The following is a 23,014-nucleotide window of genomic DNA, read 5'->3' as shown; positions in this document are numbered from 1 at the left end:
GCTCCAGGCAGTGAGAACATATGCATAGTTCGAAGGACAAAATGGACGATATGGTGTCCAAGAAACGATATGATTATAAATAATGCTGAAGGCCTTTCCGAAAGGGGGGCCTTCTTTGTTGGATTTTATATGGGGTAATAGGGTAATTTTTAATAGGAATCACGTACGTGGTGATGAGGGAGGTGGTTGTATGTGGAGTGCTCATCAAAAGGTACGACAAAAGAAAGCGGCATTTTGGAACTTTCGGGGTAATCAAATTCTGCATTATGTACTTATGTTGTGTACGTATTGGCTGCTGCTTGGTGGGATGCTGGACTATGGCTGGTTTTATGATCGAGATTATATGCGAGCCGCATTAGTTATCATGCCTGTTGCTTTATGGCTCGTATGGCGGGCCATAATGCATAGAGGGCATCTAGAAACGAAAAATAGAGTTGCCATTAGCATACCGTGGCCGCTGTTATTTCCTTTCATAGCTGCGCTATTTTATGCCGTTTGTTTGTTAGGTAGCCCTGTAAGTGTGCAAGGAACATGGATGCAAATCATACGTTGGACTGGGGCTGGTGCTTGGGTTATCGTACTTGTACACCTTAGCGCATATACAAGTAGGGCTGATTCGAGAGCTGCGAATCATAACGGGATGTTTAGGCACGACAAGCAACAATGGGCTCATAAGTTAGTGACAGTCTCTGGATTCGTTTTATCTGGAGGCTCATTGTTTCAATTGTACGGATGGATGAAGCTTGATGGGGCTGTCTATTTTAGTTCAAATGCAAAAATGTCTGCACTTGGTTTTCGTTTAGGTGGATGGTTGCAATACCCGAATACACTTGGCACGATTGCTGGAGCATTCGCTGTCTATCATTTGTTGGACACTTATAGGCGCTTGCAAGTGTTACAATCTTCACCGCCTATACAATCACTGCAGAAACCGCAGCTGCAAGGCATAAAGCACGTTTATAGAAGGCTGCTGTATAGCAAAGGGTTCAAGGCTGTGATTGCAACCGGGCTTATTTTGCTTCATCTTACCGTGTTAGGCTTAACAGAGTCTAGGGGAGCTTGGTTGGTTATCATGTTCGTCCTTCTCGTTGCTTGGTTGATGGCGCCAAGGAAAGAGAAGCTAAGCTTATTTCTATTTATGCTATGGTTGTTAAGTTGGGCACTGTTGTCTGTGCTCGCAACTGCTTCGCTATGGCTATCTGATACCTTACGTTCTGTTGCATGGATACCACTATTCGGCTGTATGCTGAGCAACACTTTACTACTGCTAATTGCCACTTATGTTAAACGACGTGTGAAGAAGGAGAGGATGCTGCTCGTTATCGGGACAAGCATGGTTATCCTAGTAGTGACATGGTTAGCTTGGGCAGTTGCGCCAGATCAGGCGTCTGATCGTTTAACGGGCGGGCATTACGAAACAGCATCTGCACGGGTACTCATCTATCAAGATGCATGGCGGTTATGGCAGGAGCGACCGTGGTTTGGAAGCGGCGGAGATGCATGGCGACAGCAGTTTTCCAGTATTCAGCATGAGCCGTATGTAGGCAAGGAAGCACATAGCGTATTTGTTGATAGTCTATTGGATATCGGACTTGCGGGGACTTTCGTTGTGGGAGGCATGATCGCTGTTGCGGTGATTGGTGCTTGGAGACGACATCAAGGAGCGGCCGCAGCCGTACTCATTGTTATTCTGCACAGCTTAATCGACTTTGATATGGCATACGGCTTAGTCATATGGATCAGCTTAGCTTGGCTTGTCATTGCTTGGCTAACTCCAGTAGGTAATCAAGTGATGACGGATAAAAAGACATGTGATGCTGATGCTCGGTCGCGTGAACGTTCTACAGCTAACGATAGCGGCAATGTGCCTCTGGCAAAGCGGCAGCGTTTTCGTCTGTCCCCATATGGACTTTCCTTGAATCAGCGCTCGATAGCGTTGTTCCTTACCATTGTATTGGGCACTGGAGTTGTTATGAATGTGCTTCAGGTGGCAGGACATATGATATACAACGTTGGACGCCATGTTGATAATCCATCTTATCTCCGCTTCGCAGTAGGCTTATCGCCAGCGAATACGGGGATGCGGCTCGCGGTAGCGGAGCAGCTGCCGCCTGATGAATCGCTTGCCATGCTGCGCGAGGGCCTTCGCTATGAACGCCGCGGCAAAGCGCTCTATCGTGCGCTAGCACTCGCGTCCGAACGAAGCGGACGCGAAGAAGATGCCGCCGCCTGGTGGAATGCGGCTGTGCAAGCAGACCGCTTCGATAAGGCATTGCAGACCGAAGCGGTCGAACGTCTCGCCGCCATGAGCCTTAGGGCGGCGGAGCAAGGGCGCAGCGCCGAGGCGCGTGCGCTTGCCTTGGCGACGCAAGATTGCTTCAGCCAATACAATGCTGAAGTGCGCCGAATTGAGGCGCTCGTTGACCCGGCGAACGATAAGCAATTCGCTATCACGCCAGAGGCGCTTCGCGCATCTGCTTCCGTCGATAGATTGACGTGGCCGTAATAAACGAGATGAACGCAACGGTACGAATTCCGGAATGCGTTACCATAGGGTACACCTCCCCAATTTATGCTGCCTTCTTGCTTATTGGGTGTAACGTCCATACAGGGCGAGACTCACAAGCATAGGGTATACAAATCGCCATAAGGGGGAATCCATGGTATGAGCAAGCAGCCTACCAAGCATGTCGTTAAGCCAGCCGTCAAACAGTCTGTTAAGCAAACCGTTAGAACGACTGCGAAGCAACCACCGTTAAAAGAATTAAAGCCAGTTAGCAAAACAGTAAACCCGACTACTAAGAAGACAACTAAATCAACGAACAAGACAAGTACGGTATTTCAAGGTCCGTATTTAAACCGATTTACGGTAGTTTGGGTTCAGCTTAATGGAATTCCTTTTAACACAAGAGGCTTTACTGCACGTGCATTCGCTAATGGCGTTTTGATTGCTACTGCGCCATTTGACCGCTTTGGTGTTGTCCAATTTAGAAATATAGGAACGCCAACAAATGTGCCGCTAGTGATACGGACATTTAATGCTAACGGTGTTCAGTTCCGCAGAACTAGAGTGATACCTGCTGGAAATGAGGCGTTCGCTATTATCGGGTAGCCCTTAATGTAGGGTAGAGAAATAGTTTCTCTATTTCCACTTGTAGTCAATATCCATATGAGATGCACGAAAAGGCTCATGCTGTACGGCATGAGCCTTTTTACGGAGTAAGAAGTACATGGTTGTCTGTCTTGCTTGCTGCTCGTTCTAACCTCCGAAGGTGTGTCGAAAGTTTTGTTTTAGCTTTTCGATATCTACATCCCACAGCTCAGCAAGCTCTGGGGCAACATGCTCCTCCCACCAGTCACAGAGCTTCTTACGATTTTGACCATGTTCATGAACAAATAACAGGTTAGCAACAACCTTCTTTACATACAGCTGCTCACCTTGTTCGATAAGCGGCGCTGGAATATACACATTCATCCGTTTCACAGTTCGGTACAATTCGGTAGCACAGGCTCGGCGTATTTTGCGCATCGACGGTAGAGGAGTAGTATGACGTTCTTTTGGCTTCACAGCGGGCAAGCTCCTTTCATACGTCAAGATGCTAACAACATATGCGGAAGAAGGCGTCCTGCTACCGTTGGAATTTGGCCTAATTACAGCTACAACAAAGGGATGCTTATGTAAGACTGCAAATCAGTATTTTCATATCTGAATCATGTACATCACATGTATGATCATTAATCGACAACGATATAGCCTATCATAGGTCCTTCATGTGCGGCATCTGCATGGTTGGCACAAATGATTCGATAGATGCCTTCCTTAGCGACAAAAGTGACAACCGTTTCTTTATTTTTATAAATCGTTCCTTTGATGTCCATTCCCTCAATAAAAAAGTCATGCTGCTTGCCATTCACACCGCTAATCCGCAATTCAACGAGCTCTCCGTCATTGGCAGGTACTGTACCTGGATCGAAACGATAGACTTCTATCTCTTTACCATCCTCCGTTTTCCCTTTTACCTCACTTGTGATCATATGGATGACACGTTTTTCTGTAGGTTGAGACTGAGCTGTGTTTTCTTGAATACGATTCGTTTCGTAGCGCCAAAATGCGGTCACACACATAACAGCAGCAACAGAAATAAGTCCAATCCGCCAATGTTTTTTTGTAACGATCCACCAAGTTGCCATACGACTCCTCCTTATTCTTTGATCTGGACAGAAGTGCAGCTATTTAAGCAGCGATGTACCATTCATTTGCTGCATGATGAAATTGATTCGTATTACAGTGTATGCGGACAGGCAGACAGCGATGACAAGCAGTAGCAGACATGTCCTTGGGTATGCTAGAATAAAATGGGTTTATACCTCTGTGAGTTGGTTTGAAAAGCTTACTTTTTAAACGCTCGATTATATAGAGGAGAAACCGAGGCGAATGTTAACCGTGTTACATGATCTTGTATCGAACGTACTTGAATGGATTCAAAGCTTAGGCGGGTTTGGAATTATGATCGGTCTGATGATGGAAATGATCCCGAGTGAACTTGTACTTGCTTATGGCGGGTATTTAATTCAACAGGGGCATATTTCATACTTCTCCGCCCTGTTTTTTGGAGTTGCGGGCGGTGTTGGAGCTCAGCTTGTTATCTATGCAATAGCGCGGTATGGTGGGCGGCCTTTTTTGGCTCGCTACGGGAAATATCTGCTTATTCATCAGCATCATATTGACAAGTCTGAAGAGTGGTTCAATAAGTACGGTACAGGTATTATTTTCACGGCAAGGTTTGTTCCGATCGTTCGTCACGCCATTTCAATTCCCGCAGGAATTAGCCGTATGCCGGTATGGCGATTTGTCATGTTGACGACACTAGCGGCGATACCCTGGACGATAGGCTTCTTGTATCTGGGATACGTATTGGGTGAACGTTGGCAGCATATTGATGAGGCGGCGACACCGTATATTCAGTCTTTTATTTTAGTAGCTTTAGCAGTGCTTATTATTTATTTTGTTATCAAATACACGATGTCCAAGAAGAAAGAGGGTAAACCGATATGAGCAAAACCGTAGCAGCAGTTATGGATCAAGGAATTACGCCACAAGCCTTTATTGATGGAATGGAGAAAAATAAAGACGCGTTTCTAGGCTGGTACGAAGGTTTCGAATGGAGCAATGAAGAGGATAAATCCTTCTTCGAGTCGCTTCAATTCCGCGATGATCTTCGTTGTCTTATCTTAATGGCAGATTGGTGTGGGGATGTTATCCGCAATGTGCCAGTTGTTTTACGTGCGACAGAAGCAGCGGGTATTCCTACAGAAGTACTTATCGTAGAGAAGTTTCCTGAAGTAATGGATCAATATTTAACGATGGGCGGCCGTGCGGTGCCGATTGTTATTATTGCAGACACAGGTGGACATGTACTCGGTCAATGGGGGCCTCGCCCTAGCGATGTACAAGCACATATGATTGCTTTTAAACAGGCGAATCCGGATCGCGAAGCAGCAGACTACCAAGATAACTTGAAAATTACTCGTCAAAAGATAATCGAACAGTATGGTGAAGGTACGGAATATCAAACGCGAATTCTTAAAGAATTGCGCGAGTTGCTCTCATCCTTTTAAAATAGAATAACGGCTTCTAGTTTAATCAGATGGGAGTCTTGAAATCTTATAAAGGCGGTGTTTTACAACTATGCTGCGCATCATTGGAATTCCACTAGGACCTTTCGAGACGAATGCATACATTCTTCATCAGCAAGACACGAACGAAGCGGTCGTAATCGATCCAGGTATGAATCCTGAACCGTTGTTCCAAGCGCTTGGAGACATGCAGGTTAAAGCAGTATTGCTTACCCATGCTCACTTGGATCATATCGGTGGTTTGGGGCTTATTCGCGAGCGCTATGGCTGTCCTGTTTATATTCATGAACAAGAACAGGAGTGGCTGACGAATCCTGAACTAAACGGTTCACTTCGCTGGCCGCAAATATCCGAGCCGATGATCTTTGATCCTGCTGAGCATTTGCTTCAGGATGGAGATGTGCTTGAACTAATCGGATTGAAGCTTAATGTGCTGTACACGCCAGGTCATTCTCCTGGTAGTGTGAGCTTTGTCTTTGATAAACAGTGCTTTGCAGGTGATGCATTGTTCCGCATGTCGATTGGTCGTACTGACCTTACAGGTGGGGATCATGCTGTCTTGATCAACTCGATCCGTACCAAGTTGTTTACGCTTGATGATGATGTCAACGTATACCCTGGTCATGGTCCAGCGACAACAATCGGCTATGAGAAGGAACACAATCCATTTCTGTAGCTTGAGTATTTAACAGACTACAGATAGCTGGAAGATGAACCAAACATCGTCGATATTGATACTCTTAACATCAAGAAAGCACGCATGCCGTAGAGGATCTCCCTTTATGGCTTACGTGCTTTTTTGGCGTTTAGCTTATCTCTAATTTCGTAACATGAACCTATTTCTAGCCAGAAACACAATTTAGAATGCCATTTCGTCGTCGGTGGCATTGGTTTAGGCAACATCTTTCCGTTGGAAATAGAGGAGTCCTGTCAAGAAAAATACAAGGAAGCTTCCGCCGATAACGAACAACAATGTCTCTAGTGAAATGCTTAGCCCCAGCGTATTAATCGAGCCATCTCCCATTGGCAGCATAGCAAGTCCAGGCTGTGCCCAAGGATAATAAGGACCATAATCTCCTGACTGTACAATGAGTAAGTTCGGTAATGTGAATATGACATTAATCGTTAGAGCCGCTGCAAAGCTTGCCCACATCGTGGAGACGAACAATTGCAAGGCAGCAAGCGGTAAAGTAGCAATCCATCCACTAACCACAAAAGTGACGATCTCCGAGATAGGTATCGGACCTTCGAATCCTTTGAACATGCCTGCTGCAACTACTGCTATGAAGAATAAAAGTTGCATGGCAAGAGTCATAAAGCAAATGATTAGAAATTTTCCTATGTAAAGACTTGTTCGAGATATAGGAAGGGCTAACGTTTGTTTCCAACCGCCGTTGGCATGCTCATAGCGGCACATCAGCGCGCTAATGATTCCTGTCATGAGAGGTAGGAACAATATAGCATGAGATAGTGCCATCATACCGTACATTTCGAGCCATGGCATATCCGTACGGGAGTTATACATAACACCAACTGAGAGTGAGAGCAGTGGACTAATTAAGAGCAAGCTGCTCAGCTTTGAATGGCGCAATTTAACTGCTTCTGAACGAAGAACTTTGAAGATACCTTTCATTTAGCTCACGTCCTTCCGTGTAAAGTGAATGATACTACAAATGAGAACGAGCAATCCTGTGCCGACTCCTAATACGATGGATAGCTCTGCTGAGATCGAATCTTTCATAAGCAGCGGCCATTTCAATGGCATCCAATCAGGCATATTTGCAGCCGACAAGCTCATAATGCTCAGTACGATTCCGATTGAAAGGGGAATCGTCTGATTGGCTGTACTAACAGATAACCATAGCTGAAGTGCTAAGATTGGACCTGCTGTCAGCCAAGGATAGTAACTGCGAGCAAGAAGGCTATCCCATGGAATATTTCCACCGAAGCCAAGCAAGTAACCGAGCAGAACCGTACCGCTCATTAAAAGGATACAAGCTAACAGCATCAAGGTCTGGCATACAAGCCATTTGGATATGTATACAGTCCGGCGTCGAATAGGCAGTGCAAGAGTTTGCTTCCATGATCCATGCTGATGTTCCATACCTGCAAGCATAGAAGCGACGAGCGTAATTCCTAATAGCAGTGCAGGAATGGATAAGAAATGGACATCTTTTATCAAGGTTTCCCATAGATATCCCGCGTATCGGTCTGTTAAGTAATCATAGCGAAGTCCCCAATTGAACGCCTGCAATCCAATTACGCCCATTGGCCCGAAGAACACAAGTGCAACAATCCAAGTATGCCGCAGTTTAAGCCAGTCCGAGGCAAATGCCCGTTTGAGCATTAGAAGCCCCCCTCTCTCGTCATTGCAAGGAAGATATCCTCCAGCGATTCGCGCTTCTCTGTGATGCGATAAATATCATGTCCATCGTGAACGAGCAGATGAACAGCGGAAGCAATTTTCGTATCTGGCACATAGGAACAGTGCAGCATGCCACCAGATTCCAATACAGCGCGAATGCCTGCTGCGTTTAGGGTAGCGAGTGCGCGTTCTGGCTCAGAAACGGATAGTGCAATATGCTGCTGAGCCTGCTGGACTAATGTCTCGATGGAATCTTGGAACAGCATGCGGCCATGTTGAATGATGCCAACATTCGTAGCCATTTGCTCTACTTCACTCAACAAGTGACTAGATACGAGCACTGTAATGCCATACTGCTGCGGCAAGCTTTTAATAAGCTCGCGTATTTCCAATATGCCTGAAGGGTCCAAGCCATTCGTCGGCTCATCCAGTACGAGCAGCTCAGGAGAGCCAAGTAGAGCGGCAGCGATACCAAGGCGCTGTTTCATTCCTAGCGAGTAGCCTTTAACCGGGCGCTTTGCATCAGCTGTAAGTTGAACGATAGCAAGCACTTCATCAATGCGTGACTTTGGCACGTCGATAATGCGGCGAATCGTTTCCAAGTTCTCAATCGCGTTCAAATGACCGTAATAAGACGGATATTCAACGAGTGAACCTATTTTACGAAGAATAGATAGCTTGTCTTTTTTTAGACTTTTGCCGAAAATATGTACTTCTCCATCTGTCGGTTGAATTAGGCCAAGCAGCATGCGAATCGTCGTTGTTTTGCCTGCACCGTTAGAACCGAGGAAACCGTAAATTTGACCTTTTTGAATTTGTAAGTTTACTTGATCAACAGCAATTTTGCCTTTGTATGTTTTTGTTAATTGCTTCGTCTGAACGATAAAGTCGCTCATGTTCATCACCTCACAACCTACTTTATAGGCTGAAGGTTAAACAAGAGCGACTTCAAGGTTAAATCGAGTTTAAATATTCAGATATTGAAAATTTCACTTTTTTGGAGAGAAGCGCAAGGTCGTACCGTTGCTGTTGCTATGAACTTGTTGTTCCAAGCCCATCTCTTGCAGCATCATACTAATAATACTAAGTCCAATCCCGGCTCCTTTGTTGGAAGAAGTCATTTTCATGCCAGGGCCTTTATCTTGAATAATCAATTCGCTGCTGCCGTTAGGAAGTTGATTCATTTCGACTCGAATATAGCCTCCTGACGCAGCATGTCGTACGACATTTTGAAACACATTATCAAGAACTCGCTTCATCCACATTTGATCTACCTGCCAAATAATCGGTGAGGATGGCAAGTTAACTTCCACTTCGAACTGATGCTTCTCCCACATCGGATACCAAGCGGCCGAACTTTCCCGTACAAGACGAACCACGTCAACGGCTTGTGGCTGAAAGGTATAACGCTGCGCAGAGAGCAGTGTGTATGATAACAAGTTATCGACGAGATGCGCGAGATCCTCACATTTTTGTACGATAACACGAAGACTTGTCTTGCTTCGATCCTGTAGAACGTCGTGTTCCTGCTGTAACGTATGGACATGCGTACGAATGGTTGTAAGAGGTGTCCGAATATCGTGCGACAAGTTAGCAATGAGCTGTTTGCGCAGTTCCTCTTCCTCCTGCTCACGCTTGCGGCTTGCTCGCAGCTCGGAGGTCATCCGATTGAATGAGTGCTGCAGTTGGCCTATTTCATCCTCTTTCTCGACAGCTATAGCTACAGGAATTCCTTGTTCATCTATTTTTGTCATCGATCGTTCCAGTTCTCTCAATCGGCGCTGAATTCGATAGAAGAAGCGCCATGAGAAGATGACGAATAGAAGGGTCAGGGACATCATAATGGCGAATGCATATTCGCTGGTGTATAGTGGTTGCTGCCCATCATATGTCATCAGCTTGCGCGGAACTTGGATGACGAGGAATCCTTCTTTAGCCTTGTCGCCCCCTATAAAGGAAACGACAGTAAATGGGTCGCTATCGTAACTCTTCTTCATAAAGGAGATACTGTCTTGTGCTGTCCACTGTTTGGGAAGTGACTTCTGCTCAGGCAGCATCTTTCGTGTGATTCCCCTAGCATCTACCCAAAATATCGATGCTTTTGGCAGCTTGGCTTTCCAGCTCGTAAGATGCTTTTCAATGGCCTGCTCATTACTGCTTTTAAGCTTCTTCGTTTCGGCATGCCAAGTGGTCATGAGCGTATGACCACTCCTGTAGGGATTTTCCTTTTCTTTTGCTTGGTCGTTCCAATACATCGGAATCCCAATGAGAATGGTAGCCAAAGGCATAAGGAAGAAGAATAGCATCATGGCGGTTAAGACGAGCGAAAGATATTTAACGAGCAGGGAATGACGCCAAGATACGCGAGAATCTGTGAACTTCCACCATCTCGAATTTGAATTTCTCTGCATCTCGCTCAAAGTATTTTTCTTGTTCCTATTAAACGAGATTTTCATCATCTTCTTACCCTGTAGCCGATGCCGCGTATCGTCTCAATAATAAGCGGGCTGCTTGGATCGATTTCAATTTTCTCACGTAAATATCGAATATGTACTTGCAAGGTTTTGTCGCCTTCTATGTACGTGTCACCCCATACGCCCTCGTAGATTTGTTCTTTGGTCAATATTTGATTGGCATTTTGGATCATATATCGGAAAATATGAAACTGCTTGCCTGTAAGGGTAAGTTCGTCGTTCGTACGGCTATCGACTATGCGATTATGTTTAGGATACATATGTATATGGTGCAGGGTGATGCATTCCTCTTCTTCCTTTTCGTAACGGCGAAGTAAAATTTCTATTCTTGCTGCCAATTCGTCAGGATGGAAAGGCTTTGTAAGATAATCGTCTGCAAAATGTAGACCTTGCAGCTTGTCGTCAATAGAGCTCCTTGCAGATAACATTAACACTGGAATATGAGGTGAGTTCTTTTTTAAACGCTGACCAACGGTAAATCCGTCTAGGCCAGGAAGCATTACATCCAATATAATCAGGCTGTAAGAGCCGGCCTCGTGCAGTGCGTTCTCGCCCGATGTTCTCCAATCAACCTCATAGCCTTTGTCTTTGAGGAATTGATTGGTCCATTCTCCGATTTCTAAGTCGTCTTCTACATATAAAATAGTTGGTTTCATCGAATAACGCTCCTCGTTTTGGTAAGGTGTGGAATCTATTATAGCAATCAAAATCCAATAGAATGCAAGTAGTTGGTCGAAAATAATTATATATTAGTTAGAAGTTTACATTTCTCTGCCTCTTTGATGGTCTGGAAAATAGCTGGTTACGATACGTCATACCTAACGTTTACAGCAGCTCATTTTTCTAGTAACATAGTGAAAAAAGCAAACGGCTGGGAGGCATGCCAATGCTGCCATTAGGAGAGAAAGTAGTCGTTGTCGCAGACCGTTTCGAGCAACATTTGCCGATTGGGGAATACGGCTATATTATTGCATATGACCGCAATGCGGATAATGCTTTTGATTATGTCGTCCGGGTTCCGCGTGCGAACCGTAATTTTTTAGTGCCGGGTTCAGATATTGAGCTTGAAGATGTGCTACTTAAAGAAGAAGCGGAACGCATTGAACGGGAAGCGCTAATCGACTACGCATTAGCTACACGGAACGAATCATTGTTCCGTCAATTGATGCAAAGCGAAGAACAGGAGGAAGCACCTGAGGAAGAAGAGACACAATCTCTTTCCCCAGAAGACTTTATCCGACAAGTAAACTTGCGGGCTTGGATCTAGAGCTCATAAATAAAGACACTCACAGCATTCGACCCGAAGCGGGCTGGATCTGGAGTGTCTTTTTTTGATTAGTTTCGATGTTTCCATTTTATAATCAAAGATGCAACCAAATTAGCAGGTATCAGTAGTGGGTTATGCATAGAATAGTGTGCATTTTGCTCCCATAAAGGCTTGCTATCATAATAAGCATCTTGAGATAACGTAGACTTCTCCATGTCATGTTTGACGTGAACGAGATAACGATATTGAATCGGCACAAGAACTAGCAAGTACAATAACGTGATTCCGAGCATAATCCATACGGCATACATAACCTGCTCATCCTTTCAATGTAAGAAAATATTTACACATGTATTAAACGGCGTCTGCTGCTTATTTAAGTTTGCCAGTATCGTCAGCGTTGATGGCGATGAATTTATTTACAGTATAAAGGATAATACGATTTGCATTATCGGGCGTTTCACTTCTGTACATAGACATTAGTAAGTTGTTTCCGCTACAATTGAGATTTTTCAGTTCTTCGCTATAATAAAGGGATGACTATTTGCCGAACGAAGGAGGACATGAATCCCCATGAGCATTAACTTACATGATGTTGAGCATGTAGCTAAGCTTGCACGCTTGCTGCTGACGGATGAAGAGAAAGAACGTTATACAGACCAGTTGAATGCAATTTTGAAGTATGCAGATAAGCTGAATGAACTGAACACAGATGATGTACAACCAACTACACACGTGTTGCCAATTCGCAATGTAATGCGTGAAGATGAAGTGCGTCCATCTCTTGATAGAGAGCTTGTTATGAAAAATGCGCCAGAGGAAGAAGACGGCCAATTCCGCGTACCTGCTGTACTGGAATAACGTTTTACTATGCTAAATTGCGCAGATAACAGGCTATACCTGTATAGAAAATGAAGGAGGATGTTCGAAGTGACGCCATTGGATTATACATTAGCTGAGCTGAAACAGCAGCTGAGCGCGCGCACGTTGTCTGCAACTGAACTTACAGACGCAGTCTTCGCGCGCATCGCAGCGACAGATGGAACCGTTCAAGCATTTCTAACGTTAAATGAAGAACAAGCGCGTGCAGAAGCTCGCCGCTATGATGATAAATATACGCAAGGGGAAGGACTTGGTGCTTTAGCGGGTATTCCTGCTGGTATTAAGGACAACATCATTACAGAAGGATTGCGTACGACTTGCGCAAGTCGTTTCTTGGACAACTTCGTACCTGTACATGATGCATTTGTTTCCCGCAAACTGAAAGAAGCTGGTGTCATTACAGCTGGTAAATTAAACATGGACGAGTTCGCTATGGGCGGATCCAATGAGAACTCGGCTTATCAAGTTACTCGTAACCCTTGGGATATTGAGCGTGTACCTGGTGGTTCCAGCGGTGGTTCAGCAGCAGCGGTTGCAGCTGGACAAGTTCCGTTCTCCCTTGGTTCAGATACTGGTGGCTCCATCCGCCAACCAGCTTCCTACTGTGGTATCGTCGGCTTGAAGCCAACGTATGGCCTTGTATCTCGCTTCGGTCTTGTTGCGTTTGCGTCTTCCCTTGATCAGATTGGGCCATTGACACGTACAGTTGAAGATTCAGCACTTGTGCTGCAAGCGATTGCTGGTCATGACGCAATGGATTCCACTTCTGCTAACGTTGAGATTCCTGATTACACAGCTGCATTGCAAGGCGACGTACGTGGCTTGCGTATCGGTGTTCCAAAAGAATATATGGGTGAAGGTGTAGACCCGCAGGTTAAGCAAGCTGTGCTTGATGCATTGAAAACATTCGAGTCGCTTGGTGCTACGTGGGAGGAAGTGTCTCTACCGCATACGGAATACGCAGTAGCGGCTTACTACCTATTAGCTTCTTCTGAAGCTTCTTCGAACTTGTCTCGTTTCGATGGCGTTCGTTATGGCGTTCGTGCAGAAAATCCTGACAACCTAATTGATTTGTACTTCAAATCCCGCAGCGAAGGTTTTGGATCTGAGGTTAAGCGCCGTATTATGCTTGGAACGTATGCGCTTAGCTCCGGTTACTATGATGCATATTATTTGAAAGCACAAAAAGTTCGTACGCTTATTAAGCAAGACTTTGATCAAGCATTCCAAAAGTATGATCTGTTGCTTGGGCCAACTGCTCCAACGACTGCATTTAAGATTGGTGAGCAAATTAACAACCCGTTGCAAATGTATATGAACGATATTTTGACGATTCCAGTAAGCTTGGCTGGCGTGCCAGCGATTAGCGTTCCATGCGGAATGGCAGACGGTCTTCCTGTTGGATTGCAAATTATCGGTAAGCCATTCGATGAATCGGCTGTACTTCGTGCCGCACATTTGTTTGAACAGGCAACCGAACATCATAAGCTGCGTCCGCAGTTGTAAGAGGAGGAGAATCTGACATGCCGAGCACTACATTTGAAACGGTAATCGGATTGGAAGTGCACGTTGAGTTGCACACAAATTCGAAGATTTTTTGCGGATGCTCTACATCCTTTGGTGCACCGCCTAACACACACACTTGCCCGATTTGTCTTGGACACCCAGGCGTACTGCCTGTATTGAACCGACAAGCGGTTGAGTATGCAATGAAAGCTGCAATGGCACTGAACTGTGAGATTGCAGATATTAGCAAGTTTGACCGTAAAAATTACTTCTACCCAGACTCTCCGAAGGCGTATCAGATTTCACAATATGATCAGCCAATTGGGCGCAATGGGTGGATTGATATTGAAGTAGACGGTAAGACGAAGCGAATTACGATTGACCGTCTTCATCTTGAAGAAGATGCAGGCAAGCTGACGCACATGGAAGGCGGTTTTGGTTCCCTTGTCGACTTCAACCGTGTTGGTACACCGCTTGTTGAGATCGTATCCAACCCAGATATTCGTTCTGCGCAAGAAGCGGAAGCTTATATACAAAAGTTGAGATCGATTATGCAGTATTGTGACGTATCGGATGTGAAAATGGAAGAAGGTTCCCTTCGTTGTGACGTGAATATCAGCTTGCGCCCTGTTGGTCAAGAAGAATACGGCACGAAGACTGAGTTGAAGAACATGAACTCCTTCCGTGGTGTTGTTCGCGGTACAGAATATGAAGTAGAACGACAAACGGATATTCTCGAAGATGGCGGAACAATCGTACAAGAGACGAGAAGATGGGACGAGTCTCAAGGTCGTACGTTATCTATGCGCAGTAAGGAAGAAGCGCATGACTATCGTTACTTCCCAGATCCGGATCTTGTTACGCTTTATATTGATGAGGAATGGAAAGAGCGCATTCGTTCAACGATCCCTGAGCTGCCTGATGCTCGCAAAGCTCGCTATGCATCTGAGTTTGGTTTGTCCAACTATGATGCAGACGTGCTCACATCTTCGAAGAAGTTGGCTGATTTATTGGAAGAGAGCTTAAATTACACGAAGGATGCCAAAGCAGTAGCGAACTGGATTATGGGTGACCTTCTTGGCTACTTGAACCAGAACAGCAAAGAGATTGATGATGTATTATTGAATGGACAAAATCTTGGCGAAATGATCGGTCTTATTGAGAAGGGAACGATCAGCAATAAGATTGCTAAGACTGTCTTCAAAGAAATGTTGGAGAGCGGCAAGGCTCCTCAAGTCATTGTTGAAGAAAAAGGTCTCGTTCAAATTAGCGACGAAGGCGCGATTCGAGGTATTGTTGAACAGGTAGTTGCAGCTAATCCACAATCGGTAGAAGATTATCGCGCAGGCAAAGAGAAGGCAATCGGCTTCCTTGTAGGTCAAGTTATGCGTGAGACAAAAGGTAAAGCGAACCCTACACTTGTTAATGAACTTCTTGTTGATGTGCTGAAACAAGCGTAATTCGTCTTTGTTTATAAATGCTTATAAAAAATGGAGCAGGTGTCCCGATGGATCGACTGATGATCGTTGGGGATCTAGCTCCATTTTTCATAGTCAAATGCTTTTTTTAAAGCGTACTTCATAAGAGTTGGTCCGCAAAATGTCTGTCACGATGATTACATGCCGTCCATTTGGAGGGAGCCTACCTAGACCAAAGTCTGTGAACCACAACTAGACTCCGGCAGGTTTTAAGGTCATTTCAATTCCGCGTACAATAATAGTAACTTAAGTGAACGATGAGAACACCGACAATGCTATGTACGGAAGAAGAGAAAGGATGTTAACCGCCGTGAACCTATTAAATACTCGATTATATAGTCAAGAAAGCACGAAGCATAACAAATCTGATGAGCAGCTTGTTCAGCAAATTATTGCTGGAGAGCAAGAGGCGATGAATACTTTAGTGGAAAGGCATCGTCGATTTGTGTTAACTTGTATTTGTCAGACCGTTAAGGACAGACATTTAGCTGAAGATATTGCTCAGGATGTGTGGATAAAAGTATATCGCTCGCTGCATACGTTTCGTGGGGAAGCGAAGTTTACAACTTGGCTATATCGACTAACACGCAATCAATTGATCGACACTTTGCGCAAGTGGAAGTTTCATCTACAAACCGATTCCCTTCCATATGAAGATTATCGGCTGAACTTAGATAATGAGCTTGTTTCTTCAGAAGAGCTGCCAGAAGAACATGTGTTGAAGCAGGAGCGATGCGAGCAAGTACGTGAGACACTTCGCAGCATGCCGCTAAAATACCGTTCTATTATGGTTATGTATCATTTGCGTGACCGTTCTTATACAGAGATAGCGGAACAGCTATCCATGCCGGTGCGTACGGTTGAAACGAGATTATACCGTGCTAAAGCATTATTTAAAAATGGCTGGGGCCAAGCAGCAGAAATACCAGTCGTTTAAATCGAAATGGATGAAGTCTAAAAAGGAATAGGAAGGAGGCGAGAAGGGTGACTAAACAGAAGCGCTTTATGGAGGAAAATGATGAAGAACGCTTCTTGCGAGAGCGTATGTATGAGATGGATATGGCATATCGTGCCCGACAAGGGAAAGGGGAGTTGAACGGACTTCCGGATACACCCTACCGATATGTTCAGGAGCCGCCATTCTCTGCACAGAAGCCACCAAAGAAAAGTAAGTTTGTTGCTGTGTTGCTGGCATGCCTTTTCCCTGGAGCGGGTCACTTTTACTTAGGGCTAATGCAGCGTGGGTTATTGATGATTATGCTGCTTGTGCTTGATATTGTAGCTGTGGTTTATTTCTCCACATTAAATATGGGTACTAATGTGCCTTTAATTGTACTACTTTCATTACTGATGCCTGTTATCTATTTCTTTAATCTATTCGATGCCATGCAGCATACGGATAAAGTTAACTTGCACGCACTATATGGTACTCCTGTGCCAATATCACAAGGACCTTGGCTTGGTGTTTTGCTTGTAGCGATAGGTGTAATGCTGGTGCTGTTTGCTTTGGATCCAACATGGTTAAGTTGGTTGTTCCAATACGTAGGCTCCTTTCTCGGGGCAACTGCCCTTATCGGATTTGGGCTGTACATCCTCTTAAAGGAAACGAGAAGTAGACGATGACACAGCAATTTGTCTCCACTTCATTCATACGAGCGGGACGGTTTACTGCTGCGATATCACTTGTATGTATTGGTGGGTTGCTATTGTGGGATGCCTTGAGTACGGGATACTCCCATATCAGGTTGTTAAAGGTATGGTGGCCGCTTATACCGATTAGTTGGTTTTTTGAAGTTGTAGTAACAGGTTTTCTTCTGCACAGACAGAAGAAAAAGTGGAAAATAGACTTGATTGGCATTAGTGCAGCATTAATTGTAGCTGTCAGTGTTTTTTTGGTCGCTCAGCCTAATCTATTTCAAAACTGGGTTCGTAGTATTCAATTCGACTTTTCCATGATGAAGCAGATGGTGCTTGAAGGTGGAGTTCCTATAACGAAGCCAATCATAGAGCAACAGCTTTCAGAGGATATCGATCAACTTACAGTCGTTCACGGGACGGGTGATATTTATATTGAGACGGCTGAAATTGATACGATCGAAGTGGAATCTATTGTGACAATATATGAAGCAACGCAACAAGAAGCGGAAGTAGCTGCTGCTGCTATTGAATTGAAATTAGAACAAGCCACACCAAATAAACTTGTTCTAGATGGTAAAAGCTATACAGGCAGTGATAAACCGAAACAGCCTTTTCAGTTGGATATTAAGATTACCATTCCAGAAGAGAAACTTTTAGAATTGGATATTCAAGTGGACAAAGGAAATGTGTATGCGCAGCGACCAGTTGCGCCTATTTATGTTCATGCCAATGAAGGTGACATAAGGATCGTCGATGCATTGGATCGTGTGGAAGCAAGAACGTCAAAAGGCGATATTGAATGTAATGATATCGAAGGTATGGCTGTTCTGCATACGATGAAAGGAAATGTTTATGGCCAACGATTACAGGCTGGTGTAGAGCTGCAAGTGCAGCAAGGGAATATTGAGTTAGATGAAATAAACAGTACGCTGCATGCGGTAGCTCATAACGGAATTGTCAACGTTAGTTCCTCCAAGCTAAGCGGCTACTGGAGTGTTGAGAATTTAAAGGGTGATGTCAATCTCAGCCTACCGCAAGATGTGAACATGGCTGTGGATCTGCATTCGCTTCAAGGAAGTATCACGACAAACTATTCATCTCTTGCTTCTGAACAATCAGCTGTTATTGGCAAAGTTGGAGAAGGCGGAGTTGGTTTGAGAGTGAGGGCATCGGGCTTCATTTCGTTACAGCACAAGGGATAGCTTTCCTGAATTGTTTCATATGACAGAATTGACGATTGACAAATGAAAAATATTAGTCGTACAATGGATGTAAATCAATTATTTGATGAGAATTGTTATAATGTAGATGAATAAACCTAGTGCAAGAGGATTAGGGAAAGGATGGTGGTCAGGATGAAGACGCGGGTTGAACATGCTTTAGAACATCTTAAAGAGTCTGGTGTGCGTATTACGCCGCAGCGTCATGCAATCTTGGCATTTTTGATGGACGCCATGACCCATCCAACTGCAGATGAAATATACCGAGCGCTTGAGCCTAAGTTTCCGAGCATGAGCGTAGCAACGGTGTACAACAATCTCAAGATGTTCATTGAGGCGGGACTTGTTCGTGAATTAACTTATGGTGATAGCTCTAGCCGCTTCGATGCGGATGTATCAGACCATTACCATGCGATTTGTGAGAAATGCGGCAAGATTGCTGATTTCTCGATGCCTGCTCTTGAAGAAGTGGAGCAAACAGCGGCATCACGGACCGGATTCCACATTCGTGGACATCGGATGGAAGTGTATGGGGTTTGTCAGGACTGTTTTAACAAGGTAGAACAGCCGTGTTAAGAGAAGTATGTAGAGTAAGATGACGCGCAGCCGATATTCATATCGGTGCGCGTTTTGTTTTTATATGATAGGATCAACTTGATATACATCTGTTACAACTAATATGGATTAATCGTTGCGAATGACGTAATGGCAGGATGTGAATGCGTCTATATAGTAAAGAGGAGGAAATATGCGAAGAGATAACCGTAACAATCAATATTCAAAATATGCAGCCAGATCGAGTCGGCGCTCTAAGCGTGGGGGATGCCTTTTTGTGCTTATAGGCTTAACGATATTGCTATTTAGTTTGTGGCAAGGCTGGAAGGCTTGGTCCCCTAACGATGAATATTCAAAGTTAAAGCCTTCAATTACACAGCCAATTACATGGAGTGGTGAGTACAGTCAGTATGGTGCCAGAGGCAAAGGGGAACAATTGCTACTTCCGCTTGCAGCTGTACAAGAGCGAATCATGCCTCAAGCGATATATGAGGAGAAATCTGAACTTGTCATTTTGACTAATGATCATCATGTGGCAACGTTATCTATAAATGATGAAACAGGCACATGGAATGGCAAACCCTATAACTGGGGTGTTGCAGCAGAGCGTGTTAAAGATGAAGTCTATGTTCCCTATACCGTACTAAAACAATTAGGTGTTGTGGATGTCCGTGAGTACAGTGACAATGACGTTGTCCATGTTATATTACCAGGACAGAAGCTTCAGCTTGCGAACATAGTTGATGGCAATCATTCTAATGATTCAAATGTATCTGTTACATTGAGAGAAGGTGCTGACGATAATGCACCAGTTATTGCAGAGCTGAAAAATTCCGCACAGGTATATGTGTGGGGGAGTGAAGGGAATTGGAGTCGAATTCAGGACGACTATGGACGCATCGGCTATGTAAAGCAAGATGAGTTAGTCATGGGCGAACAATCCACAATTCCGAATATCCCAGCAGTTAAGTTGCCTGAGTTCGTTGAGAAGCAGACGCCAGTAGCGTTAGCTTGGGAAGCTGTCTATAGTCGTAATCCGGATCCAGCTAAGCTGCCGCAAATGCCGGGAGTCAACGTGATAAGCCCGACTTGGTTTAGCATCGTAGATGGTAGCGGGAAGATTGACAGCAAAGCGGACAAGCGTCTTGTGGAATGGGCACATTCACAGCAGAAGTATGTATGGGGTTTGTTCAGCAATAGCTTTGACCCAGAACGTACAACAGAAGCATTAGCTACGTATAAGAATAGAAGCTATATGACGGAGCAACTACTTGCGTTTGTGAAAGAATACGATCTTGATGGGATTAATATTGATTTTGAAAATGTAAATGTAAAAGATCGCGATCAGCTTACCCAGTTTGTGCGTGAGCTCACCCCTTTGTTGCGTAAGGAGGGGATTGTTGTATCCATAGACGTTACGGCTAAGTCCGGAAGTGGTAACTGGTCAAAGTTCCTTGATCGTGCTGAGCTCGGGCGTTCGGTGGACTATATGATTGTAATGGCATATGACGAGCATTGGGCTGCAAGTCCGAAGGCGGGATCTGTGGCATCATTGCCTTGGTCTCGTGAAGCTGTAACCCGAATTATGGAGGAAGACGGTGTACCTGCTAAGAAGATGGTGCTAGGAATGCCGCTTTATACGCGCATTTGGACGGAGACGCACGAGAATGGGGAAGTGAAAGTATCATCCAAAGCGTTGGGGATGAAGTCTACAGAAGAATGGATGAAAGAGCATAAGGCGAAACCGACATATTCAGAATCAACGGGACAGAATTATGCAGAAGTAAGTGAAGGCAATGTGAAATACCGAGTTTGGCTTGAAGACGAGACATCTATTAAAGCTCGTTTGAAAATGGCGAAGGAGCTTGACCTTGCTGGATTTGGAGTTTGGGCACGTTCATTCGGTAATGAAAAAGCTTGGGAGCTACTAAAATACTAATCATCATTAAAAGAGCCGTTCTCCGATAAGGAGAACGGCTCTAGTTGTATTGGCTCTTGTTTCATATAATGAAATTAATCTATAGAGTTCTACTGACTAAGATTACTGACGTGCTTCATTATGAGGAGTCTCAGATTCAGAAGTGTCACTAGCGGGATTAGAAAGTTTGGTCGGATTGTTTTGTTTATTTTCATCTTCGTATTCAGGAATATCAGTTGCCTGTGCAATGTCCAAAGTGAGAATGGTACGACATCCCATGCAGCGATCAGTCTTACCCAGAATCTTTGTTTGGCGGCCGCATTCTGGACATTGGAGCATAACAGCACTTGTAGAAAGCATACCTGCCCAAAAGTAAATGGCTACACTAGCTAGCAAGGAAATCATGCCAATAATCATAAATACAGCTGCGAAAGGCTTGCCTGCTTGTCCCCATTTTACTATGCCTGCTGTCCCCAAAATCATGATTCCCATTCCGACCATTGTCAGAACGAGGCCCCACAATCGAAATTCATTAATCTTGCTCGTACGAAATACTCGCATCGTTGCGCGTGTTGTAAGATTCGTCATCACTATGCTCTCCTATCGTTAAATCAGAATGATAGTACTTTTAGAGAAGGAAAGAGACAATCTATGTAGAAGTATAAACTATCATTAGCTGTTAAAGAAAGCCAAAAAGTGTGGGATAATTGTGAAAAAAGAAACATTGCCATTGTATTTCTCGATCCAGCAAATTTCCCAAGATAAAAATGTTAGCGGAATACTAGCGGTATACCGAAACCAGCTTGAAGATGATTGGCAGTCTACACTAAATTGGGACGCGCTTCTCGTAGTAGTGGGTTCATATTCTGAGTATCGAGCATGGACACCTGTTTATTTAGAAGGAGAAAGTCAATGTAAATTTGTAATTCTACATTTAACACTGCATGACTTATTGAGTGACGATGTTATGGAACATGAAGAAATGAGACATTGGCTGCTTTATGCTTCGGTTGAATATGATTGTAATGGAGAAATGGAACGGTATGTTCGAGATTTTCCGAAGCAATGGGAAAGCTACAAAGAACAGCGCATATTAATGAAATTTAGCGCGTTTGTGCGTGCTTATGTTGAATTGAAACGCTGTGTGGGAAGTGGAACATATCTTGATGCATTTTCAGCAGCGGAACAATCGTTATTGGAATTGGCTAGGCTGTCAATAATCGAACATGGACACATACCAAGTGCATCATTGTGGCAGCATGTTAGAATGCTCGATCTAGGCATTCATAAATTATATGAGGAACTAGTAATGAGTACAGAAGCATTACACAAACGTGTGGAGCTAGTATTATTAGCGTGTGAATTTATCATTTCGACACGTATGTATGTTTATTTAAATCCGCTTGTTCGTATTTTGCGTGAAACCGATATTGATGTGAGTTTGTTAGAGTTGCGTGAGCATCCTGATTTAGTATGCATTGCGAATGACATACCTTTGTTGATGGATAAGCTTGTGAGCCGAGGTTCTGTAGAGGTATCGTTGGTAGAACTGGACAACTCGTTTTCATTAATGGGTACAATACCACATTATCGGTGGATAGATGGGCGAAGTCATCCATAATGCTAATGATGACAGCATGTTTATGCGTGCTTAAATGTAATAGTAAGAAGGCATGGAAATAACGAAACTAAATTACCACAAACTGGGCCTGCAAAAGAGTTGACTTTGGTTTGCGTTCTGTGATAAATTAAAAAACGTCTTCTTCGGAAGTACACAAAAGCAAGACGGACAAGCAATTGAAAGACATAGGTTTGAATCGCTTCTTTAAATTACGAAGTGGTTGTTTGAAAAGAAGGCTTGTTTCAAAGCAACCGACATCGAAAAAACAAACTTAAAAAACTTTCAAAAAAAGTGCTTGACGGAAAAAGAGTGACATGATATATTATAAGAGTCGCCGCTGAGAAACACGGCGGACGAGAGCGAAAGAAAACGAATCGTAAGATGAGTGATCTGGAGCGAAATTGTTCTTTGAAAACTGAACAACGAGTGAAACGTTTGATATAAGAAATTCAG

24 protein-coding genes are annotated in these 23,014 nt (G+C 44.2%); 15 read left to right on the top strand and 9 right to left on the bottom strand.

The genetic code is table 11. From position 1 onward, the window contains the following. Positions 1-190 precede the first annotated feature (190 nt). Together NQ117_RS21490 and NQ117_RS21485 are read left to right on the top strand one after the other, a co-directional pair. Entirely contained in the window at positions 191-2,506 is a 2,316-nt protein-coding gene (locus NQ117_RS21490; RefSeq protein ID WP_258280069.1) for an O-antigen ligase family protein, read from the top strand. Between the two features lie 159 nt (positions 2,507-2,665). Next, complete coding sequence (locus NQ117_RS21485) at positions 2,666-3,112, top strand: hypothetical protein (protein ID WP_258280068.1); 447 nt, start codon at positions 2,666-2,668, stop codon at positions 3,110-3,112. A gap of 147 nt (positions 3,113-3,259) precedes the next feature. Here the strand turns inward: NQ117_RS21485 and NQ117_RS21480 are convergent, their stop codons facing one another. Both NQ117_RS21480 and NQ117_RS21475 read right to left on the bottom strand, forming a co-directional pair. After that, the gene (locus NQ117_RS21480; protein WP_375163110.1) at positions 3,260-3,568 is read right to left on the bottom strand and encodes a dehydrogenase; all 309 of its coding nucleotides are present in this window, start codon (positions 3,566-3,568) and stop codon (positions 3,260-3,262) included. Between the two features lie 167 nt (positions 3,569-3,735). Beyond that, a complete protein-coding gene (locus tag NQ117_RS21475) occupies positions 3,736-4,191 on the bottom strand; it encodes a transcriptional regulator (RefSeq protein ID WP_258280067.1) in 456 nt (151 codons plus the stop codon). 244 nt (positions 4,192-4,435) lie between these two features. Here NQ117_RS21475 and uptA point away from each other — a divergent pair, with 244 nt between their 5' ends. The 3 genes from uptA to NQ117_RS21460 all read left to right on the top strand — a co-directional run bounded on the left by uptA (position 4,436) and on the right by NQ117_RS21460 (position 6,313). Beyond that, positions 4,436-5,056, top strand: coding sequence for an undecaprenyl phosphate transporter UptA (gene uptA / locus NQ117_RS21470; RefSeq protein ID WP_258280066.1), 621 nt, complete (start codon positions 4,436-4,438; stop codon positions 5,054-5,056). Further along, positions 5,053-5,619, top strand: coding sequence for a thioredoxin family protein (locus NQ117_RS21465; protein WP_258280065.1), 567 nt, complete (start codon positions 5,053-5,055; stop codon positions 5,617-5,619). The genes uptA and NQ117_RS21465 overlap by 4 nt, the downstream gene beginning before the upstream one ends. A gap of 70 nt (positions 5,620-5,689) precedes the next feature. Then, a complete protein-coding gene (locus NQ117_RS21460; protein ID WP_258280064.1) occupies positions 5,690-6,313 on the top strand; it encodes an MBL fold metallo-hydrolase in 624 nt (207 codons plus the stop codon). Between the two features lie 216 nt (positions 6,314-6,529). Here NQ117_RS21460 and NQ117_RS21455 read toward each other — a convergent pair whose 3' ends face one another. The 5 genes from NQ117_RS21455 to NQ117_RS21435 form a co-directional block, all read right to left on the bottom strand. After that, a complete protein-coding gene (locus tag NQ117_RS21455; RefSeq protein WP_258280063.1) occupies positions 6,530-7,270 on the bottom strand; it encodes an ABC transporter permease in 741 nt (246 codons plus the stop codon). Beyond that, entirely contained in the window at positions 7,271-7,984 is a 714-nt protein-coding gene (locus NQ117_RS21450) for an ABC transporter permease (RefSeq protein WP_258280062.1), read from the bottom strand. Further along, on the bottom strand, positions 7,984-8,898 hold the full coding sequence (locus tag NQ117_RS21445; protein WP_258280061.1) for an ABC transporter ATP-binding protein: 915 nt from the start codon (positions 8,896-8,898) through the stop codon (positions 7,984-7,986). The genes NQ117_RS21450 and NQ117_RS21445 overlap by 1 nt, the downstream gene beginning before the upstream one ends. A gap of 93 nt (positions 8,899-8,991) precedes the next feature. Then, positions 8,992-10,461, bottom strand: coding sequence for a HAMP domain-containing sensor histidine kinase (locus NQ117_RS21440; protein WP_258280060.1), 1,470 nt, complete (start codon positions 10,459-10,461; stop codon positions 8,992-8,994). Next, positions 10,458-11,132, bottom strand: a complete 675-nt coding sequence (locus tag NQ117_RS21435; RefSeq protein ID WP_258280059.1) for a response regulator transcription factor — start codon at positions 11,130-11,132, stop codon at positions 10,458-10,460. Before NQ117_RS21435 ends, NQ117_RS21440 begins: the two co-directional genes overlap by 4 nt. 230 nt (positions 11,133-11,362) lie before the next feature. Between NQ117_RS21435 and NQ117_RS21430 the strand changes: the two genes are divergently transcribed. Further along, complete coding sequence (locus tag NQ117_RS21430) at positions 11,363-11,743, top strand: ATPase (protein WP_258280058.1); 381 nt, start codon at positions 11,363-11,365, stop codon at positions 11,741-11,743. A 68-nt stretch (positions 11,744-11,811) separates the two neighbouring features. On the opposite strand, the gene NQ117_RS21425 is transcribed toward NQ117_RS21430, so the two are convergent. Further along, entirely contained in the window at positions 11,812-12,054 is a 243-nt protein-coding gene (locus NQ117_RS21425; protein WP_258280057.1) for a DUF3949 domain-containing protein, read from the bottom strand. A 262-nt stretch (positions 12,055-12,316) separates the two neighbouring features. On the opposite strand from NQ117_RS21425, the gene gatC reads away from it, so the two are divergent. From gatC to NQ117_RS21385, 8 genes are all read left to right on the top strand, one after another. After that, on the top strand, positions 12,317-12,604 hold the full coding sequence (gene gatC, locus NQ117_RS21420; protein ID WP_258280056.1) for an Asp-tRNA(Asn)/Glu-tRNA(Gln) amidotransferase subunit GatC: 288 nt from the start codon (positions 12,317-12,319) through the stop codon (positions 12,602-12,604). Between the two features lie 60 nt (positions 12,605-12,664). Then, entirely contained in the window at positions 12,665-14,131 is a 1,467-nt protein-coding gene (gene gatA, locus NQ117_RS21415) for an Asp-tRNA(Asn)/Glu-tRNA(Gln) amidotransferase subunit GatA (RefSeq protein ID WP_375163109.1), read from the top strand. Between the two features lie 17 nt (positions 14,132-14,148). Further along, on the top strand, positions 14,149-15,591 hold the full coding sequence (gene gatB, locus NQ117_RS21410; RefSeq protein WP_258280054.1) for an Asp-tRNA(Asn)/Glu-tRNA(Gln) amidotransferase subunit GatB: 1,443 nt from the start codon (positions 14,149-14,151) through the stop codon (positions 15,589-15,591). Between the two features lie 328 nt (positions 15,592-15,919). Then, a complete protein-coding gene (locus NQ117_RS21405; protein ID WP_258280053.1) occupies positions 15,920-16,546 on the top strand; it encodes an RNA polymerase sigma factor in 627 nt (208 codons plus the stop codon). A gap of 47 nt (positions 16,547-16,593) precedes the next feature. After that, positions 16,594-17,232: a TM2 domain-containing protein gene (locus tag NQ117_RS21400; protein WP_258280052.1), complete on the top strand. Its 639-nt coding sequence runs from the start codon at positions 16,594-16,596 to the stop codon at positions 17,230-17,232. Beyond that, the gene (locus NQ117_RS21395; RefSeq protein WP_258280051.1) at positions 17,229-18,449 is read left to right on the top strand and encodes a DUF4097 family beta strand repeat-containing protein; all 1,221 of its coding nucleotides are present in this window, start codon (positions 17,229-17,231) and stop codon (positions 18,447-18,449) included. Before NQ117_RS21400 ends, NQ117_RS21395 begins: the two co-directional genes overlap by 4 nt. A gap of 153 nt (positions 18,450-18,602) precedes the next feature. Next, positions 18,603-19,043, top strand: coding sequence for a peroxide-responsive transcriptional repressor PerR (perR, locus tag NQ117_RS21390; RefSeq protein ID WP_309137903.1), 441 nt, complete (start codon positions 18,603-18,605; stop codon positions 19,041-19,043). A gap of 172 nt (positions 19,044-19,215) precedes the next feature. Further along, entirely contained in the window at positions 19,216-20,961 is a 1,746-nt protein-coding gene (locus NQ117_RS21385) for a glycosyl hydrolase family 18 protein (RefSeq protein ID WP_258280049.1), read from the top strand. Between the two features lie 102 nt (positions 20,962-21,063). Here NQ117_RS21385 and NQ117_RS21380 read toward each other — a convergent pair whose 3' ends face one another. Then, positions 21,064-21,528 carry a YgzB family protein gene (locus NQ117_RS21380; RefSeq protein ID WP_375163108.1) on the bottom strand — a complete coding sequence of 155 codons (465 nt, stop codon included), beginning with the start codon at positions 21,526-21,528 and terminating at the stop codon, positions 21,064-21,066. Positions 21,529-21,649: 121 nt separating this feature from the next. On the opposite strand from NQ117_RS21380, the gene NQ117_RS21375 reads away from it, so the two are divergent. Beyond that, complete coding sequence (locus tag NQ117_RS21375) at positions 21,650-22,561, top strand: hypothetical protein (RefSeq protein ID WP_258280048.1); 912 nt, start codon at positions 21,650-21,652, stop codon at positions 22,559-22,561. The last annotated feature ends 453 nt before the right edge of the window (positions 22,562-23,014 follow it).

This window comes from Paenibacillus sp. SC116 (assembly GCF_024733555.1).
Classification (GTDB): Bacteria; Bacillota; Bacilli; order Paenibacillales; family Paenibacillaceae; genus Paenibacillus_B.
This window is presented reverse-complemented; position numbering and strand designations above follow the sequence as displayed.

Excerpts from the sequence above, each read along its gene's own strand:
- NQ117_RS21385 (WP_258280049.1), top strand. The coding sequence starts at position 19,216 with ATGCGAAGAGATAACCGTAACAATCAATATTCAAAATATGCAGCCAGA.
- NQ117_RS21485 (WP_258280068.1), top strand. The coding sequence starts at position 2,666 with ATGAGCAAGCAGCCTACCAAGCATGTCGTTAAGCCAGCCGTCAAACAG.
- NQ117_RS21455 (WP_258280063.1), bottom strand. The coding sequence starts at position 7,270 with ATGAAAGGTATCTTCAAAGTTCTTCGTTCAGAAGCAGTTAAATTGCGC.
- NQ117_RS21395 (WP_258280051.1), top strand. The coding sequence starts at position 17,229 with ATGACACAGCAATTTGTCTCCACTTCATTCATACGAGCGGGACGGTTT.
- gatA (WP_375163109.1), top strand. The coding sequence starts at position 12,665 with ATGTTCGAAGTGACGCCATTGGATTATACATTAGCTGAGCTGAAACAG.
- gatC (WP_258280056.1), top strand. The coding sequence starts at position 12,317 with ATGAGCATTAACTTACATGATGTTGAGCATGTAGCTAAGCTTGCACGC.
- NQ117_RS21490 (WP_258280069.1), top strand. The coding sequence starts at position 191 with ATGTGGAGTGCTCATCAAAAGGTACGACAAAAGAAAGCGGCATTTTGG.
- NQ117_RS21425 (WP_258280057.1), bottom strand. The coding sequence starts at position 12,054 with ATGTATGCCGTATGGATTATGCTCGGAATCACGTTATTGTACTTGCTA.
- perR (WP_309137903.1), top strand. The coding sequence starts at position 18,603 with ATGAAGACGCGGGTTGAACATGCTTTAGAACATCTTAAAGAGTCTGGT.
- NQ117_RS21475 (WP_258280067.1), bottom strand. The coding sequence starts at position 4,191 with ATGGCAACTTGGTGGATCGTTACAAAAAAACATTGGCGGATTGGACTT.
- NQ117_RS21445 (WP_258280061.1), bottom strand. The coding sequence starts at position 8,898 with ATGAGCGACTTTATCGTTCAGACGAAGCAATTAACAAAAACATACAAA.
- NQ117_RS21460 (WP_258280064.1), top strand. The coding sequence starts at position 5,690 with ATGCTGCGCATCATTGGAATTCCACTAGGACCTTTCGAGACGAATGCA.
- NQ117_RS21440 (WP_258280060.1), bottom strand. The coding sequence starts at position 10,461 with ATGATGAAAATCTCGTTTAATAGGAACAAGAAAAATACTTTGAGCGAG.
- gatB (WP_258280054.1), top strand. The coding sequence starts at position 14,149 with ATGCCGAGCACTACATTTGAAACGGTAATCGGATTGGAAGTGCACGTT.
- NQ117_RS21430 (WP_258280058.1), top strand. The coding sequence starts at position 11,363 with ATGCTGCCATTAGGAGAGAAAGTAGTCGTTGTCGCAGACCGTTTCGAG.
- NQ117_RS21380 (WP_375163108.1), bottom strand. The coding sequence starts at position 21,528 with ATGACGAATCTTACAACACGCGCAACGATGCGAGTATTTCGTACGAGC.
- uptA (WP_258280066.1), top strand. The coding sequence starts at position 4,436 with ATGTTAACCGTGTTACATGATCTTGTATCGAACGTACTTGAATGGATT.
- NQ117_RS21450 (WP_258280062.1), bottom strand. The coding sequence starts at position 7,984 with ATGCTCAAACGGGCATTTGCCTCGGACTGGCTTAAACTGCGGCATACT.
- NQ117_RS21435 (WP_258280059.1), bottom strand. The coding sequence starts at position 11,132 with ATGAAACCAACTATTTTATATGTAGAAGACGACTTAGAAATCGGAGAA.
- NQ117_RS21465 (WP_258280065.1), top strand. The coding sequence starts at position 5,053 with ATGAGCAAAACCGTAGCAGCAGTTATGGATCAAGGAATTACGCCACAA.